18 protein-coding genes are annotated in these 15,524 nt (G+C 39.6%); 14 read left to right on the top strand and 4 right to left on the bottom strand.

Annotated features, from left to right (window positions below; translation table 11 throughout):
- Positions 1-51: 51 nt before the first annotated feature.
- From thpR to AC0VYJ_RS16320, 5 genes are all read left to right on the top strand, one after another.
- Complete coding sequence (gene thpR / locus AC0VYJ_RS16340) at positions 52-606, top strand: RNA 2',3'-cyclic phosphodiesterase (protein WP_475365633.1); 555 nt, start codon at positions 52-54, stop codon at positions 604-606.
- Positions 590-961: a CidA/LrgA family protein gene (locus AC0VYJ_RS16335; protein WP_475365632.1), complete on the top strand. Its 372-nt coding sequence runs from the start codon at positions 590-592 to the stop codon at positions 959-961. The genes thpR and AC0VYJ_RS16335 overlap by 17 nt, the downstream gene beginning before the upstream one ends.
- A gap of 6 nt (positions 962-967) precedes the next feature.
- Positions 968-1,654, top strand: a complete 687-nt coding sequence (locus AC0VYJ_RS16330; RefSeq protein WP_475365631.1) for an LrgB family protein — start codon at positions 968-970, stop codon at positions 1,652-1,654.
- Positions 1,655-1,748: 94 nt separating this feature from the next.
- Positions 1,749-3,890, top strand: a complete 2,142-nt coding sequence (gene pulA / locus AC0VYJ_RS16325; RefSeq protein ID WP_475365630.1) for a type I pullulanase — start codon at positions 1,749-1,751, stop codon at positions 3,888-3,890.
- Between the two features lie 124 nt (positions 3,891-4,014).
- Positions 4,015-4,824 carry a phosphotransferase family protein gene (locus tag AC0VYJ_RS16320; RefSeq protein WP_194219227.1) on the top strand — a complete coding sequence of 270 codons (810 nt, stop codon included), beginning with the start codon at positions 4,015-4,017 and terminating at the stop codon, positions 4,822-4,824.
- Here the strand turns inward: AC0VYJ_RS16320 and AC0VYJ_RS16315 are convergent.
- On the bottom strand, positions 4,805-5,083 hold the full coding sequence (locus tag AC0VYJ_RS16315) for a YtzH-like family protein (protein WP_226614789.1): 279 nt from the start codon (positions 5,081-5,083) through the stop codon (positions 4,805-4,807). The two genes, AC0VYJ_RS16320 and AC0VYJ_RS16315, sit on opposite strands and share 20 nt — an antisense overlap.
- Positions 5,084-5,216: 133 nt before the next feature.
- Positions 5,217-5,312 (bottom strand): cytochrome bd oxidase small subunit CydS family protein, encoded by a 96-nt coding sequence (gene cydS / locus AC0VYJ_RS16310; RefSeq protein WP_371018339.1) that lies wholly within the window; start codon positions 5,310-5,312, stop codon positions 5,217-5,219.
- Positions 5,313-5,487: 175 nt separating this feature from the next.
- On the opposite strand from cydS, the gene trmB reads away from it, so the two are divergent.
- The 7 genes from trmB (at position 5,488) to AC0VYJ_RS16275 (ending at position 12,842) form a co-directional block, all read left to right on the top strand.
- Entirely contained in the window at positions 5,488-6,129 is a 642-nt protein-coding gene (gene trmB / locus AC0VYJ_RS16305; protein ID WP_475365629.1) for a tRNA (guanosine(46)-N7)-methyltransferase TrmB, read from the top strand.
- 91 nt (positions 6,130-6,220) lie between these two features.
- Positions 6,221-7,063 (top strand): YtnP family quorum-quenching lactonase, encoded by an 843-nt coding sequence (locus AC0VYJ_RS16300; RefSeq protein ID WP_475365628.1) that lies wholly within the window; start codon positions 6,221-6,223, stop codon positions 7,061-7,063.
- 205 nt (positions 7,064-7,268) lie between these two features.
- The gene (locus AC0VYJ_RS16295; RefSeq protein WP_194219231.1) at positions 7,269-8,021 is read left to right on the top strand and encodes a DeoR/GlpR family DNA-binding transcription regulator; all 753 of its coding nucleotides are present in this window, start codon (positions 7,269-7,271) and stop codon (positions 8,019-8,021) included.
- Complete coding sequence (gene pfkB, locus AC0VYJ_RS16290) at positions 8,018-8,950, top strand: 1-phosphofructokinase (RefSeq protein WP_475365627.1); 933 nt, start codon at positions 8,018-8,020, stop codon at positions 8,948-8,950. The genes AC0VYJ_RS16295 and pfkB overlap by 4 nt, the downstream gene beginning before the upstream one ends.
- Positions 8,947-10,854, top strand: coding sequence for a PTS fructose transporter subunit IIABC (locus AC0VYJ_RS16285; protein ID WP_194219233.1), 1,908 nt, complete (start codon positions 8,947-8,949; stop codon positions 10,852-10,854). Before pfkB ends, AC0VYJ_RS16285 begins: the two co-directional genes overlap by 4 nt.
- 347 nt (positions 10,855-11,201) lie before the next feature.
- Positions 11,202-12,044 (top strand): pyrroline-5-carboxylate reductase, encoded by an 843-nt coding sequence (proC, locus tag AC0VYJ_RS16280; RefSeq protein WP_194219234.1) that lies wholly within the window; start codon positions 11,202-11,204, stop codon positions 12,042-12,044.
- Positions 12,045-12,302: 258 nt separating this feature from the next.
- Positions 12,303-12,842, top strand: coding sequence for a hypothetical protein (locus AC0VYJ_RS16275; RefSeq protein ID WP_194219235.1), 540 nt, complete (start codon positions 12,303-12,305; stop codon positions 12,840-12,842).
- Between the two features lie 101 nt (positions 12,843-12,943).
- Here the strand turns inward: AC0VYJ_RS16275 and AC0VYJ_RS16270 are convergent, their stop codons facing one another.
- The gene (locus AC0VYJ_RS16270; RefSeq protein ID WP_475365626.1) at positions 12,944-13,258 is read right to left on the bottom strand and encodes a hypothetical protein; all 315 of its coding nucleotides are present in this window, start codon (positions 13,256-13,258) and stop codon (positions 12,944-12,946) included.
- A 167-nt stretch (positions 13,259-13,425) separates the two neighbouring features.
- On the opposite strand from AC0VYJ_RS16270, the gene AC0VYJ_RS16265 reads away from it, so the two are divergent.
- Positions 13,426-14,493, top strand: a complete 1,068-nt coding sequence (locus AC0VYJ_RS16265) for a M42 family metallopeptidase (RefSeq protein WP_283153860.1) — start codon at positions 13,426-13,428, stop codon at positions 14,491-14,493.
- Positions 14,494-14,559: 66 nt separating this feature from the next.
- Positions 14,560-15,063, top strand: a complete 504-nt coding sequence (locus AC0VYJ_RS16260; protein WP_475365625.1) for a DUF84 family protein — start codon at positions 14,560-14,562, stop codon at positions 15,061-15,063.
- Here the strand turns inward: AC0VYJ_RS16260 and AC0VYJ_RS16255 are convergent.
- Complete coding sequence (locus tag AC0VYJ_RS16255; protein ID WP_194219239.1) at positions 15,060-15,506, bottom strand: YtoQ family protein; 447 nt, start codon at positions 15,504-15,506, stop codon at positions 15,060-15,062. The two genes, AC0VYJ_RS16260 and AC0VYJ_RS16255, sit on opposite strands and share 4 nt — an antisense overlap.
- Between the last annotated feature and the right edge of the window lie 18 nt (positions 15,507-15,524).

Here is a 15,524-nt window from a genome sequence, read left to right as displayed (position 1 = left end):
AGATAAAAGATTATTCAGTTTTTTTGGTAGAATAGAATTAGGATAGAAAGAGTGAGTAAGTTGAATACACATTATTTTATAGCACTCCCCATCCAACCACAACTTAGAAGAACGCTTCAAGAAATTCAAGAAAGCTCTCCTTTAGAATTGTTTAAACATGTGGTGTATCCTGAAGATTTTCATATTACACTAGCTTTTTTAGGTGGAGCAGAAGAAGAACAGTTATCTGTACTTCATCAAGGGTTGGAGAGGGTGGTTAGGAATAGTAAACCCTTTGAGGTTATGCTTGAAGGGTTAGATCATTTCGGTCATGATAGACGCCCAAGAGTACTTTACGCTTCCGTCCATCGAACAGAACCATTGGATATAATTCATCAAGAAATACTCCGGGTGAGTGAATTGGCAGGTTTTCCTGTTAGTGAAGGGGAATATTCTCCTCACGTTACGCTTGCAAAAAAATGGCGCGACTCTAGTAAAGAAATACATCCTGATTGGCCGTCACTATCATGTGAAAGTCAGGACGTCTCAAGCATTCATCTATATCGAGTTGAACCTAATGATAAACCGAGATACAAATGTGTGGCCTCTTATGAATTCACTAATTAATAAGTTCCTTATGATCACCTTGCAGATTGGCCTTCTGTTCGGGTTTTACATTGTAGGAGGTTATCTCCAAAAGGTCTTATCACTTCCAATTCCAGGAAGCGTTGTTGGAATGCTCCTTCTCTTGTTGGGACTTTATTTAAAGTGGCTTCCCGTCAGTTGGATTTCTCAAGGAGCAGCTACATTATTGAATCATTTACCGTTGCTTTTTATACCGGTTACTGTCGGTATTGTGCAACATCTCGACTTCTTTAGTGGAAAAAGTCTCTGGTTAGTTCCAATCGTTCTGATAAGCACATGGGTTGTAATGGGAACGACAGGATTGCTTGGCCAGTTTCTTGCTAATCGAAAGGAGTAGAGAAAAATGATGATCATGCAAATGATTCTATGGTTTATGATTACTTTATTGTTATATGTTGTTTTCCGGCGTCTTTATCAGATATTTCCTTATCCATTTATGATACCAGTGCTAACGTGCACTGTTATTCTCGTTATCATCTTAACGTCCTTGGATGTGTCATATGACACGTATTTCAGCGGGGGGAAATGGATTGATGCTTTATTAGGACCTGCCATTGTGGCACTTGCCTTTCCGCTATATCAACAAAGGGAATTATTAAGTAAATACAAATTAGAAATACTTGTAACGGTACTAATAGCAAGTATAGTAGGCATTTTGTCAGGATATTGGCTTGCGGTCATAAGTGGGTATAATGAAATGATTGTCTCCACAATTATTTCCAAAAACGTGACAACCCCTGTTGCGATGGAAGTAGCCAGTATGACTAGTGGAGAGCCAGCTTTTGCGGTTATTTTCGTCATGATCGCTGGGATTGGCGGTGCTGTCACAGGGCCATGGTTATTTCAGCTACTTGGTATATCCAATTTTCTTGGAGTGGGAATGGCATTTGGTGGGGCATCACACGCCATTGGCACTTCAAAAGCCCTTGAATATGGAGAGAGAGAAGCAGCTATTAGTTCTATTGGGTTAAGTTTATGTGCCCTAAGTGTCTCTATACTTGGGCCGATATTATTAAGTTGGTTTTCATGAAAATCTAAATCGAACAAATGTCAAAAAAAGATTTTCAAAATAAGATAGGTAGTGACAAACGGTTGTAAGCATCTCAGCAAAGGATGGGATTCATATGATACGAGATTATTCCGCATATAAAAAAGTGAGCCAGGCTTTTACAGCCTATTGGGATGACTTTCAGACGATTACGGTAATGGCTGATGTCTCGTTAGATGTTCAAGATGCCTACACCCTTACTGATGGACATATAGATCTTTCAATTGAAGTAAAAGAAACCTCTAAAATGGGAAAAAAGAGGCTAGTTTCGTTGCATGTTGATCATGAATATAGTCCAGGAAACAATTATTTTCTAGTTCATTCGAGTGGTGAAACAAGTCTTGTTTTTACTGGGAAAGTTGTCAGAACTGATTTATTTGATGAACGCTATTATTATGATGGTGAACTAGGGGCAATTCTAACTGAGAATGGAACCATATTTCGAGTATGGGCACCGACTGCTACAGAAGTAATCGTCAATATTTATAATGAGGAATTCCAAAAGGTAAAAGAATTACCGATGCTAAAACAAGAACAAGGTGTATTCGAGGGGATAGCTCCTGAAGATGGAGAAGGAACGCTGTACACTTACACAGTATATGTGAATGGAGAAATGCGAGAAACAATCGATCCTTATGCGAAAGCCGCTACGTCTAACTGCAAGTTTGGGATGGTAATGAACGCTTCAAATACGAACCCCGATGGCTGGAATCCTATGGCAAAACCTACTTTTGCAAAACCTTCTGATGCAGTTATTTATGAACTTCACGTCAGAGATTTTAGCTCACAAGCAAAAAGTGGTCTTAAAAATAGAGGGAAATATAAGGCATTTACAGAAGAGCCACCGCCTAAAGATGGTCTTCCTTCTGGGATTAATTATATAAAGTGGCTCGGTGTTACGCATGTTGAACTTCTTCCAATTCAGGATTTTGGTAGTGTGGATGAAATGAAAGCTCCTCCGGGATATAATTGGGGCTACGACCCTATCCATTATTTTGTGCCAGAAGGAAGCTATTCATTAAATTCTCATGAACCTTATACGCGAATTAGAGAAGTAAAAGAAATGATTGGGAAGCTTCATGAGAAGGGATTGAGAGTGATTATGGACGTTGTTTATAATCATGTCTATCAACTTCATGCATCCCCTTTGGAAAAAATTGTGCCAGGTTACTACTTCCGGTTTGATCATGGTGGAAAACCTTCAAATGGAACTGGCGTTGGGAATGATACGGCGTCAGAAAGAAGAATGATGAGAAAGTTAATTGTAGATTCCGTCGTTTACTGGGCAAAAGAATATGGTGTTGATGGATTTCGCTTCGATTTGATGGGTATCCACGATAAGGAAACGATGAATGATGTACGTTATGCGTTAGATTGCATTGATCCATCGATATTGATTTTTGGTGAAGGGTGGCATATGAACACCATCCTACCGGATCATCGGAAAGCGATGAGCTCAAATGCGCGGGAAACGCCTAGAATCGGTTATTTCAATGATCACTTTAGAGATTCAGTTAAAGGGAAATTGTTTGATACAGGCTCTACAGGCTTCGCTAATGGAAATTTTTCAGTTAAAGAAGATGTAAAGAAGTGTATAATGGGGAGTGTTGGAGAAAAATTTATTACAGCATCTCAATCCATTAATTATGTGGAGTGTCACGATAACCATACGCTATGGGACCGCTTAAATCGCAGTCATCCTAGTGTGAGCGAAGAAGTGAAACAAGGCATGCATAGATTGGCTACTGCCATTACAATACTTTGTCAGGGAATTCCATTTATTCATGCAGGTCAGGAATTTTTCCGAACAAAGAATGGGGTAGAAGATAGCTATAAATCTCCAGATAAAATTAACCGATTTGATTGGCAGAGAATGAGAGCTGTCCAAGAAAATGTCAAGTATATTAGAGGACTAATCTCGATTAGAAAACATTTTGAAGCATTTAAAATGACTGAAGGTCATGACATGAATCGAATTAACTTTATCGATTCTCCAGGGCCTATTCTCGCATATCGAATCAACCAGCACCATACTAGCGAATCGATTATTGTGATTCATAACGGAGGATATCATCCTGATGTGATCGATATTGGAGATGGAGACAAATGGGTCCTTGTTGAAGGTGAACATGCAAGTGTTGAACCGCTAAGAAAAACATCTGAAAAAGTCATATCTATTGCACCGTTTAGCACAATTGTTCTAATAACGAGTGATTAACACATGAAGATTTCTTCAACGTGTGTTATAATTTTTTATTCGTAGACGGTTTTTAGCTAAGTCCGGAGAAGATCTCGCTAAAAACGCAAAACTTCCAGAATCTACAAACTAACGGAAATCGAAGGTGAATTTGTTGGATAACATTTTAGGCGAAGGCTGGCAGGTGACCCCTGCTGGCGGAGCGACAGGCGAAGCATACTTAGCTCAATATGGAGACGAGAAATTATTCCTAAAACGGAACTCCTCGCCTTTTCTGGCTGTTTTGTCGGCGGAAGGAATTGTACCGAAACTTCTCTGGACCAAGCGACTTGAGAATGGAGACGTTATTACAGCCCAAAAGTGGTTGCCGGGGAGAGAACTGAAGTCCTATGAAATGAAGCAGCCGCGAGTGGCGCAAATGCTTTATAAAATACATCGGTCTTCAGAACTTCGAAGGATGCTCAATCGGCTTGGGAAAAAGCCCCTCTCACCTGATGTGATTTATCTTGATCTATTGCAGAAGTTTGAGAATCATCATCGGAGAGACGTGGAAGTGATAAGAGCCCTTTCGTATTTAGCTGCAAATAAGAATGACCTTGAACATGTCGAAAAAGTTGTGTGTCATTGCGATGTCAATCATAACAACTGGATGTTTAGCGAAGAAGGGAATCTCTATTTGATCGATTGGGATGGAGCGGTAGTGGCAGATCCAGCTTTGGATATTGGGATGCTTCTATACTGGTATGTTCCAAAAGAAGAATGGGGAGAATGGCTCGGTCATTATGGGCTAGAGAATACAGAAAGCCTTCGCCACCGCATGTATTGGTATGTGGTAGCGCAGACCTTACTGTCCATTTACTGGTATGATCTTAAAGGCTTAGACGGGGAAGTTGAATTCTGGAAAAGGGATTTAGAAAATTTGAATCATTATCGACTTATTGATACCGATCAATAGTATCGACCCACTGGCTAATATGAGGCTGGTGGGTTTCTATGTGATTTAATAAATTTGTTTCTGTCGCACCTGTTACACTATATTGCTCAATTTGATTGAGGATTTGTTTGATTTCTGGTGCAATGCCATTATTTTGTTGCAGGGAATTGGCAAGGCGCTGAATTTGCTCACACTCTGAAGTTGTTCCAGAGCAATCGGTTTGATGATTTTTGAGAATATCAGCGAGTATAAAAAGCTGGTCGCGATGTGATAGTGGCATAATTGTTCCTCCTTATTTGTACTATTAGATAGCGTGTACATGTGTGCAGGAATTATGCCGGTTGAATAATGAAAAAACACGGATTACTCCGTGTTCTGAAATGAAAAGTTTCTTTTATCTGCTTTTGGATATGTTATTTAGTGTCCCCTTTTGCTCCCCAGCCAAAAAGTGCAACCACGGAAACGACGATGACAATCCAGGGTGCCCACATCATGAGAAAGTGCTCCATTTATTCACCCTCCTCTCTGTCTCTAGCATAACCGATATTATTAAATGATTCTGGTTTGCTTTTCAACAATCTTGTTACTTTTACATCCCCTTTTCCTCGCCTTTCTATTCTTAAGAATTCATGGTAAAATGTCGGTTGTGTAAAAACGGTGATTAGATAATAAGGAAGTGAAAGTATGCGTCAACGCAATAAGCCATGGGCAGAAGATATGTTTGCAAAGAATCCTCAATTCGTTCCGACGAACCCTACTGATCGTAAAGGAAATTGGAAAGATGTTTTCGATAATAGTAATCCGATACATTTAGAGGTTGGAACTGGTAAAGGTCAATTTATAATCGGTATGGCCAAACAGAATCCCGATGTGAATTATGTTGGTTTAGAGCTTTCATCAAGCGTAATGGTGTCAGCATTAGAGAAATTAATTGAAGAAGATGTTCCAAATGTTCGTTTGTTGAATGAGAACGCACAAGATTTAAGCACCATTTTTGAAGAAAATGAAGTCAGTCGAGTATATTTGAATTTCTCTGATCCTTGGCCAAAAAATCGTCATGAGAAAAGAAGACTTACCAATAAGACATTCCTTGATCTTTATCGGGATGTTATGAAACCAAATGGAGAAGTTCATTTTAAGACAGATAATCAAGGGCTTTTTGAATATTCCCTTCATAGCTTCTCCTTATATGGGATGATACTTAATCACGTTAGCCTTAACTTGCATCAGAGTAATATGGAAGATAACGTGATGACGGAATATGAAGAAAAGTTCTCATCAAAAGGTAGTCGGATCTATCGATGTGAAGCACAGTTTAGAAGTTGAGTCGTTTAAATGCGGCTCTTTTTTTGAATATTATTGAAAGCGGTTTCTTTTAGTGAGAAAATGAAACTAATCTTATAAAGGTGGGATTTCGATGGAGCAGTTACAAGTTGGGAGTTTATCGATTACATGGCTTAGAGGTGGCGTGACTCATATGGATGGGGGCGCAATGTTTGGAGTTGTACCAAAACCATTGTGGAGTAAGCGGTACCCAGTAAATGAAAAAAACCAAATTGAGCTTAGAACAGATCCTCTCCTTTTACAATGGCAGGGCAAGAACATCTTAATTGAATCAGGGATTGGAAAAGACAAATTAAGTGAAAAACAAAAAAGAAATTATGGAGTTGAAGAAGAGTCAGATATTCATGGATCCCTTGAAAAACTTGGACTATCTGCTGAGGAAATTGATATTGTCTTAATGACACATCTTCATTTTGATCACGCGAGTGGATTAACAGAGCCAGATGGAGATGGATATAAACCAGCGTTTCCGAATGCTGTTATTTATGCTTCAGAGGTAGAGTGGAACGAAATGAAGGAGCCAAATATTCGTTCGAAAAATACATATTGGAAAGAAAACTGGGAAGCGATTCAAAACCAAGTTCAAACATTTAAGGAATCTTATGAAGTCATTCCAGGCTTGAATATGTACCATACAGGAGGACATAGTGATGGACATGCGATCATTTTTATGAATGAGGGCGAAGAGCGCCTGATTCATATGGCAGATCTTATGCCAACTCATGCCCATCACAATCCTTTATGGGTTCTTGCATACGATGATTATCCGATGACATCGATTTATGAGAAAGAGAAATGGATAAAAGATGCTGTTGATCAAAATTCGTGGTTTATTTTTTACCATGATGCGATTTATCGTGCTTTAAAGTGGGATAAGGAGTACAACGTGACGGATGAAGTAAAACGAAATGTGTGATAGTAAGGGGACTGCTAAATGGCAGTCTTCTTTTTTTGTTCAAATAAAGCTTTGTTCAAAGTGTAATGATAAGCAATTGTGGTTGATAGAAAGTCTCGTATGATCATTTGTGATTGTTTTTGATTGTTTTTGAATAAATTTGAACGAAAATGATTGACTATTGAAAGTGCTTTCATTATAATGAGATTAGAAAGTAGGTGATGAATTGTTAAATGCTGAACGTCATTTCATCATTTTACAAGTTCTTAAAGAAAAAGAAACGGTTACGGTGCATGATTTGAGCGATGCAACTGGAGCTTCAGTTTCAACTATTCGTCGTGACCTTGTCCAACTCGAAGAAGAGAATAAGCTAAAGCGAGTACATGGCGGAGCATCTCTTTTTCACTCGAAGTGGACAGAACCGTCCCTTGGTGAGAAATCAACACAGAATTTGACCGAAAAGGAAAAAATCGCTTCTTACGCCGCTGGATTAGTTAAAGATGGTGACTGTATTTTTCTTGATGCAGGGACAACGACTCAGAAAATTGCTGAGTTTTTATCTGACAAACAGGTGATGGTTGTGACTAACGGATATCCTGTCATTGAGAGTCTTCAAGGAGATAGAATAACCACCTATGTGATTGGTGGGAAGTTCAAATCAAGAACAGGAGCTATGACAGGAGTAAAGGCGCTTGAAAGTATTGAAACATATCGGTTTGATAAATGTTTTATAGGTATAAACGGTATTCATGAAACGTTAGGATATACAACAGCTGACCCTGATGAAGCCATTATCAAAAGAGCAGCGATTAAACTATCGCGCGAACCATACATTATTGCAGATTACTCGAAATTCGGAGAAGCGGCATTCAGTAAGGTGGCTGATCTTGAAGCATGTGCCATCATTACGAACGAAAATTCTGAAATGCTCTTAGATAATATTAGTAAACAAACAACAGTAGAAGTGGTGAAAATATGATTTATACAATTACATTAAATCCTTCAGTTGACTATATTGTTCGACTTGATGACCTTAAAACGGGGCTTGTTAATACAGTAGATGAAGAAACAAAGATTGCCGGTGGTAAAGGCGTTAATGTTACCAAAGTATTAAAACGACTTGGACACGATTCTACAGCGTTAGGATTTGTAGGCGGTTTTACAGGTCAATTTATTGAACAATCACTAAAAGATGAAAGCCTACATCCTCATTTCATCCATGTTGAAGGTGATACGCGAATTAACATTAAGTTAAAAAATGGTGAGGAAACTGAAATTAATGGACTATCCCCAATGATTTCTGAAGGAAATGTTGAGAAATTACTTCAACAACTTTCACAAACCGTCGCGGGTGATATCGTCGTAATGGCAGGTAGCGTGCCGACTAGTATTGATCAAAATATCTACTCTAATATCTTGAAGTCCTTACCAGACGGAGTGCAGGCTATTGTCGACACCAAGGGAAAAGCATTGGAAGAAACCGTGAAAGCAAAGCCATTCCTAGTGAAGCCGAATCATCATGAACTTGGCGATTTGTTTGGAGTTAAAATAACTTCAGTGGAAGATGCAGTTGAATACGGGAAGAAAGTGCAACAAATGGGAGCAATGAACGTGATTGTCTCAATGGCCGGTGATGGGGCTGTGCTGATTACATCTAATGAGATTCTTTTCGGAAATGTCCCGGTCGGTAAAGTACAGAATTCAGTTGGAGCAGGGGATTCAGTCGTAGCTGGTTTTCTAAGTAAATATATTGAAACTGAGAATTTGAAGGAAGCATTCCAATCTGGAATTGCAGCAGGCAGTGCAAGCGCATTTTCAACAGGCTTTTGTACAGCAGAAGAAGTACAAGAATTACGAAAGCAAATTAAGATTCAGACTTATGAAGAAATGGGAGGTCGAGGTATATGAGAATTACAGAATTATTAACAAAAGAGACAATGATTCTGAATCTTGAAGCGGATTCAAAAGATCGTGTTATTAATGAGCTATCTGAAAAACTAGAGAGAGCAGGCAAATTACAGGACCTTAACGCGTTCAAAAAAGCGATACATGCGCGTGAGAAAGAGAGTACGACTGGTATTGGAGAAGGTATAGCCATTCCTCATGCCAAAACAGCAGCAGTAAAGGCACCAGCGATTGTGTTTGGACGTTCTAATGCGGGTATCGATTATCAGTCTCTTGACGGTCAGCCGGCGCACCTGTTCTTTATGATTGCTGCGACTGAAGGTGCAAACCAAACGCATCTAGAAGCGCTATCAAGACTATCTTCATTCTTAATGGATAACGAATTCCGTAAAGGGCTTCTTGAAGCAAGAACGGAAGAAGAAGTTTTGCAAGCATTTGATCAGAAAGAAGAAGAAAATGCTGATGAAGAAGAAGTAGAAGAAACAACTGAAGTTACTGGGAAAATATTAGCTGTTACAGCATGCCCTACAGGAATTGCTCACACGTATATGGCTGCGGATGCGCTGAAAGCGAAAGCATCTGAAATGGGTTATAGTGTCAAAGTTGAAACAAATGGATCTGGAGGCGTGAAAAATCGTCTAACTGATGAAGAAATTGAAAAGGCACCTGGTATTATTGTTGCTGCTGATACGAAGGTAGAAATGGAACGTTTCAAAGGAAAAAAAGTAATTGAAGTTCCAGTGGCAGAAGCAATCCGGAAGCCAGCTGACTTGTTGAAGCAGGCAGCAAATGGCGATGCGCCAGTCTATAAATCTTCAGGATCATACGAAGATCAAATCAGTGAGAAGAAAAACGAAAGAAAAGGAAAGCAATCAGCTTTCTACAAGCACTTAATGAACGGTGTTTCGAATATGCTTCCGCTCGTAGTTGGTGGCGGTATTTTGATAGCCCTTTCATTTATCTTTGGTATCAATGCTGCAGATCCAGATGACCCAAGTTACAATGCATTTGCAGCAGCGCTTAGCACAATTGGTGGTGGAAATGCCTTTGCCCTTATGATTCCAGTTCTTGCAGGATTTATTGCAATGAGTATTGCCGATCGTCCTGGTCTTGCTCCTGGTCTTGTTGGTGGCTTGATGGCTTCTACGAACGGTGCAGGGTTCCTAGGTGGACTCATTGCTGGTTTCCTTGCTGGTTACGCTGTTCTTCTTTTGAAAAAGCTTTTCTCTGGACTACCACAGTCTCTAGAAGGGTTAAAGCCAGTCTTGCTTTATCCACTGTTTGGTATTTTTATTACAGGGATTATTATGATGTACGTTGTAATCGAGCCAGTTGGGGCTCTGAATACAGGGCTTGAGAACTGGTTGAGTGGTATGGGCACTACGAATAAACTCCTTCTTGGCTTAATTCTAGGAGGAATGATGGCGGTAGATATGGGTGGTCCAATTAATAAAGCGGCCTTTACGTTTGGTATTGCGATGATTGATGCAGGTAATCTGACGTATCATGCAGCGATTATGGCAGGCGGTATGACACCACCACTTGGACTCGCTCTTGCAACAACACTATTTAAAAATCGATTTAACAAAACTGAGCGTGAAGCAGGAAAAGTAGCGTATGTAATGGGGGCTTCATTCATCACAGAAGGCGCAATTCCATTTGCAGCAGCAGATCCAGGCCGAGTGATTCCTTCCATTATTGTTGGTTCATCTGTTGCAGGTGCATTAACAATGTTGTTTAATATAGCTTTACCAGCACCGCATGGCGGAGCGTTTGTGATCTGGTCTGTAAACAACATCTCATTAACTCATATTCTTCTCTATATCCTTGCCATTGTCATTGGTACAGTTATTACGGCATTGATGGTAGGAATATTGAAGAAATCTAGACCACAAGTACAAGCATAATAATGAGAGGTCCCAAAAGGGGACCTCTTTTTTGCTATATTTATGGATAAGCAAATCGAAATTCATATAAGTAATGAATAGAATCCATCGTTTAAAAAAACTGAAGCGAACCTTTTTTACCACAATATGTTAATGACACAGTCTTGATGAGAGCTTGTGAGATGGCGTGAGAAGCGATATAAGTCGATCTCAATCACGTAGTTTACGTTGAGATTCGAATGATAGCGTTTTCACTATGTATCTTGCACGTATGCTTATTTCTTGCTTCATAAAGGTTGAAGCGTGGTGGATGCAGTGTTAGTATAAATGACCGTAGATGATTTTTCGGAAATCCAAAGGAGGCAATCATGCTAGAAAATAAAACCGTAACGTTTATCGGAGCGGGTTCAATGGCAGAAGCAATGGCTGCAGGAATGATTGAGTCAGGTACTATTGAACCTGAACGTATTATTATGACAAACAGAAGTAATGAACAACGTCGTCAGGAACTTATGGAGAACCACGGCGTATTGGCGACTCAAAGTATAGAATTCGCAGTTCGTGAGGCTAATGTTGTTATCCTAGCAATGAAGCCAAAAGATGTTGAACGTGCACTTGAAGGAATTGAAGATTTCATTTCAGATGATCAACTTCTCTTATCAGTTCTTGCTGGCGTACCATCATCTTATATTGAGGATCAGCTCGATGGAGAGCAACCAGTGATCCGCGTTATGCCGAACACTTCAAGTATGATTGGTAAATCCATTTCTGCCCTAGCAGCAGGAAAACATGTAAATGATGAGCAGGTGTCAATTGCCCGCGCACTTATTCGTTCTATTGGCGAAACAGTCGTGATCGAAGAAAAACAAATGGACGTATTTACAGGTGTTGCTGGAAGCGGACCGGCTTACATTTATTATGTTATTGAAAGTTTAGAAAAAGCAGCAATTGAAGGCGGTATTGAAACGGAAACAGCAAGGAAAATGGCTGTTCAAACTGTACTTGGTGCTGGAATGATGGCAGAGCAATCAGAAGACTCTCCAGCTGATCTTAGAAAGAAAGTTACTTCACCAAATGGAACAACTCAAGCAGGTCTTGAGGCATTGTATGAAAATGGTGGAGGAGAAGCTTTTGAAGCCGCTGTTGAGAATGCTGCAACACGCTCAAAAGAAATTAGCAACGAGTTTAATAAAAAACCTGTTATTCAATAAGAATCGGTGCATACCGGTTCTTTTTTTTGCTGTGCTCGTTAGTATCCCATTTTTATACTAAATCATATGAGATAAAAGGAAACTTATATAGCCGTTATGAAATCGTGAAAAAGGGTATGGGGCTATAAAGGTAGAACCAGAATCTATCCTCTCCTTCCTCGTATTGGATGTTTTTTTCTATAAAATGTTAGTAGAATAATAGATGGAATATGATATGATAAGAATTGGATAATTTGTTTGATAGAGGAGGAAAAAATGATGAAAAAAGGGATTTTTGCACTTATTGCTGCGTTTTTGATCGCATTACCTTTCGCGAATACTGCAGCACAAGCTGAAGCTGATGTTAGTGGTGATGTAAAGAAGGGTGTTGCGGGTTACCTTGGGGAAGAGCATTATGACTATGATAAAGGTTCTCTTAAAGTTGTAGATGCTGAAAACATTGAAGTTGATAGCTCGGCAGATAAGGACTTTAGTAAGGTTTCTATGATGCTTGTAGAATTCACGACAGTTCGTGACAATATCTTCTTTGAAGATCATACACAGGTCCTTTTCTATGACACTGAAGCTAATGCTATTATTCCAGACTCAAAAGTATTAGACATTGAAAAAGCAAAAGAATACAAAGACAGTCATGCAGACGTAACGGGTGAGCATCTTCATATGAGTGTTATTCTAATTCTAAGTGCGATAATGCTTGTTGGTCCAGCACTTCTTGCTTATCTATGGTCAAAAAATAAGTATTCAACTCTTCGTTTTAAATTACAAAATAATGTATACGATACGAATACTACTTTCTAATTAATTAATGTATGTAACCCCCTTGCGATTCTTCCGCAAGGGGGTTTTAATGATTCAAGACTTCAAAAGGAAGTCCCAAGAAGCCTAAAGAGTTAGTCCTCTTATTGAGCTTGTAATTCTACTAGTGTGCCTGTTTCAGCATCAACCATAAATTCAAGCTGTTGAAGCTGGCCTTCTTTTTCACAGGTTAGTCCACCAGCATAGACTGTGAAGGGGAGGTCGAACTTTTCTACTGAATCCGTTTTCATGTGAATCCATGAACCTTTGACAGTATAAGTGGATTTGACAGCTCCCTTCACAGCTTTTAGTGCCTTTTCAGGTGATATATACGTTTTTTTAGAAGCAATCGTTGAAGTAGTAATAGCTGCTGCTCCAGCTCCAATAAGCGCTCCAATTAATAGATCTCTTGTTCTCATTACTATGATTCTCCCTTCCTTTAATGGACGATTTATTTTCCATCTTCAGTATATCTGAAGTTAGCTCTCTGACCAAATATTTCTATAGAAAATCCGTGACACTAGCAACAATTATCTAGATTCGATACAATAGGAAAGGAATAGAGGAACGATGGAAGGGGATACATATGGAAAAAGAAACTCTCTCGTTATTTAAAACATTAACTGAATTACAAGGTGCTCCTGGTTTTGAACATGATGTTAGAAAATTCGTGAAAAGTGAGATTGGCAAGTACACGGATGAAATTATTCAAGATAATCTTGGAAGCGTTTTTGGAGTTAAACGAAACAATGGCCCACGCATTATGGTAGCTGGCCACATGGATGAAGTTGGGTTTATGGTTACATCAATTACTGAAAATGGGATGCTTCGTTTTCAAACACTTGGTGGATGGTGGAGCCAGGTGCTTCTTGCTCAGCGTGTTCAGGTTATGACCAAAAATGGTCCTATTCCTGGAGTTATTGGTTCGATCCCTCCACATTTGCTTGATGATGCTACACGAAACAAGCCAATGGCTATTAAAAATATGCTCATTGATATTGGTGCGGATAACAAAGAAGACGCAGAAAAAATTGGTGTCATGCCTGGACAACAGATCGTACCGGTATGTCCATTTACGCCTATGGCAAACGAAAAGAAAATCATGGCAAAAGCGTGGGATAACCGCTATGGTGTAGGTCTTGCCATTGAGCTGTTGAAGGAGCTTCAGAATGAAGAGCTTCCAAATGAGCTTTATTCTGGTGCTACAGTTCAGGAGGAAGTAGGTTTACGTGGGGCACAAACAGCAGCAAACATGATTAATCCTGATCTTTTCTATGCTCTTGATGCTAGTCCTGCCAACGATATGACTGGAGATAAAAATGAATTTGGCCAGCTTGGTAAAGGGGCTCTCCTGCGTATTTATGATCGATCAATGGTTACTCATCAGGGGCTAAGGGATTTTGTGCTTGATACAGCGGAGAGCAACGAAATTCCTTATCAGTATTTCATCTCTCAAGGTGGAACTGATGCTGGACGAGTGCATTTATCTAATAACGGAGTGCCATCTGCAGTAGTAGGAATTTGTTCAAGATACATTCATACGTCTTCATCAATGATCCACGTAGATGATTACGCAGCAGCAAAAGAACTATTGATTAAATTAGTGAAGTCAACAGATCAAACTACAGTAGATAGCATTAAAAGCAACGTGTAAGTGAGAAGGGGCCAAAACGGCTCCTTTTCTTATGAGATCTTTTAAAAAATGGTGGAGGGAAGATGTATGGATAAAGTTGCAATCGGGTCGACAAATCCTGTGAAAGTTAATGCAGTCAAAGCTCACTTTAAAGGTGAAGTATTGGGGGTGAGCGTTGAGTCAGGTGTCGCTGAGCAGCCTTGGGGTGATGAAGAAACACTTCTTGGTGCTAAACAAAGAGCAATAGCTGCAATGGAAAAAGGGCATTCGACAATTGGTATAGGTCTTGAAGGTGGAGTACAGATGGTAGGGGAGCACTTATACGTTTGTAATTGGGGAGCACTTGTAGATGAGATAGGGAATGAAGTAGTAGCCGGTGGTGCAAGATTACCACTTCCTGAAGAAATTAAGAAGAAGTTAGAACAAGGGGAGGAATTAGGTCCTGTCATTTCAGATTATGCGAGACGAGTCGATGTTAGCAAAAAAGAAGGCGCCATTGGTGTTTTTACCAATGGCGCCGTTACAAGAACTGACATGTATGAACAACTAGTTTCTTTACTGGTCGGTCAATATCAGCTGATGATTCGTTAATTTGTTTCTAAAATATAGGACAGGGCTTTTAGTGCCTGATCAGTATTTTCCACTGTAACTTGAGCTTTGTTCGATAGCTCCTTTAAAGGATGGTGCAATGATTCAGGGCGAACTAGAATAAGTGGTTTGCCAAGGGTGATAGCTGTAGCAGCATCCATTGCACTGTTCCATTGTTTGTAACTTTCACCAAATAGTGCGAGGACAACATCTGATTTTTCAAGAAGAACCTGAGTTCTGAGGTTATTGATCTCTGAAGCTGCTTCATCCTTCATAATAGCATTAGGCTGATTGCCTTTAATTTCTTCGCCAATGGCGTCAGAACGCTCATGATTTTCCATGGGTCCTACGAAGTGAATAGGTAATTCCAGTTTGATTGCTTTTTCTTTTAATTCATTTCTCCAGTTATCGTGAATTTGTCCAGCAAGATAAACAGTTAAGTCCATTTGTAGTCCTCCTTTAAT

The sequence above is a fragment of the Anaerobacillus sp. 63XJN7_5_ISO-PGPR-S23-430 genome (assembly GCF_056173695.1).
The sequence above is the reverse complement of the archived record's forward strand: the minus strand, read 5'-3'. Positions and strand labels throughout refer to the sequence as shown.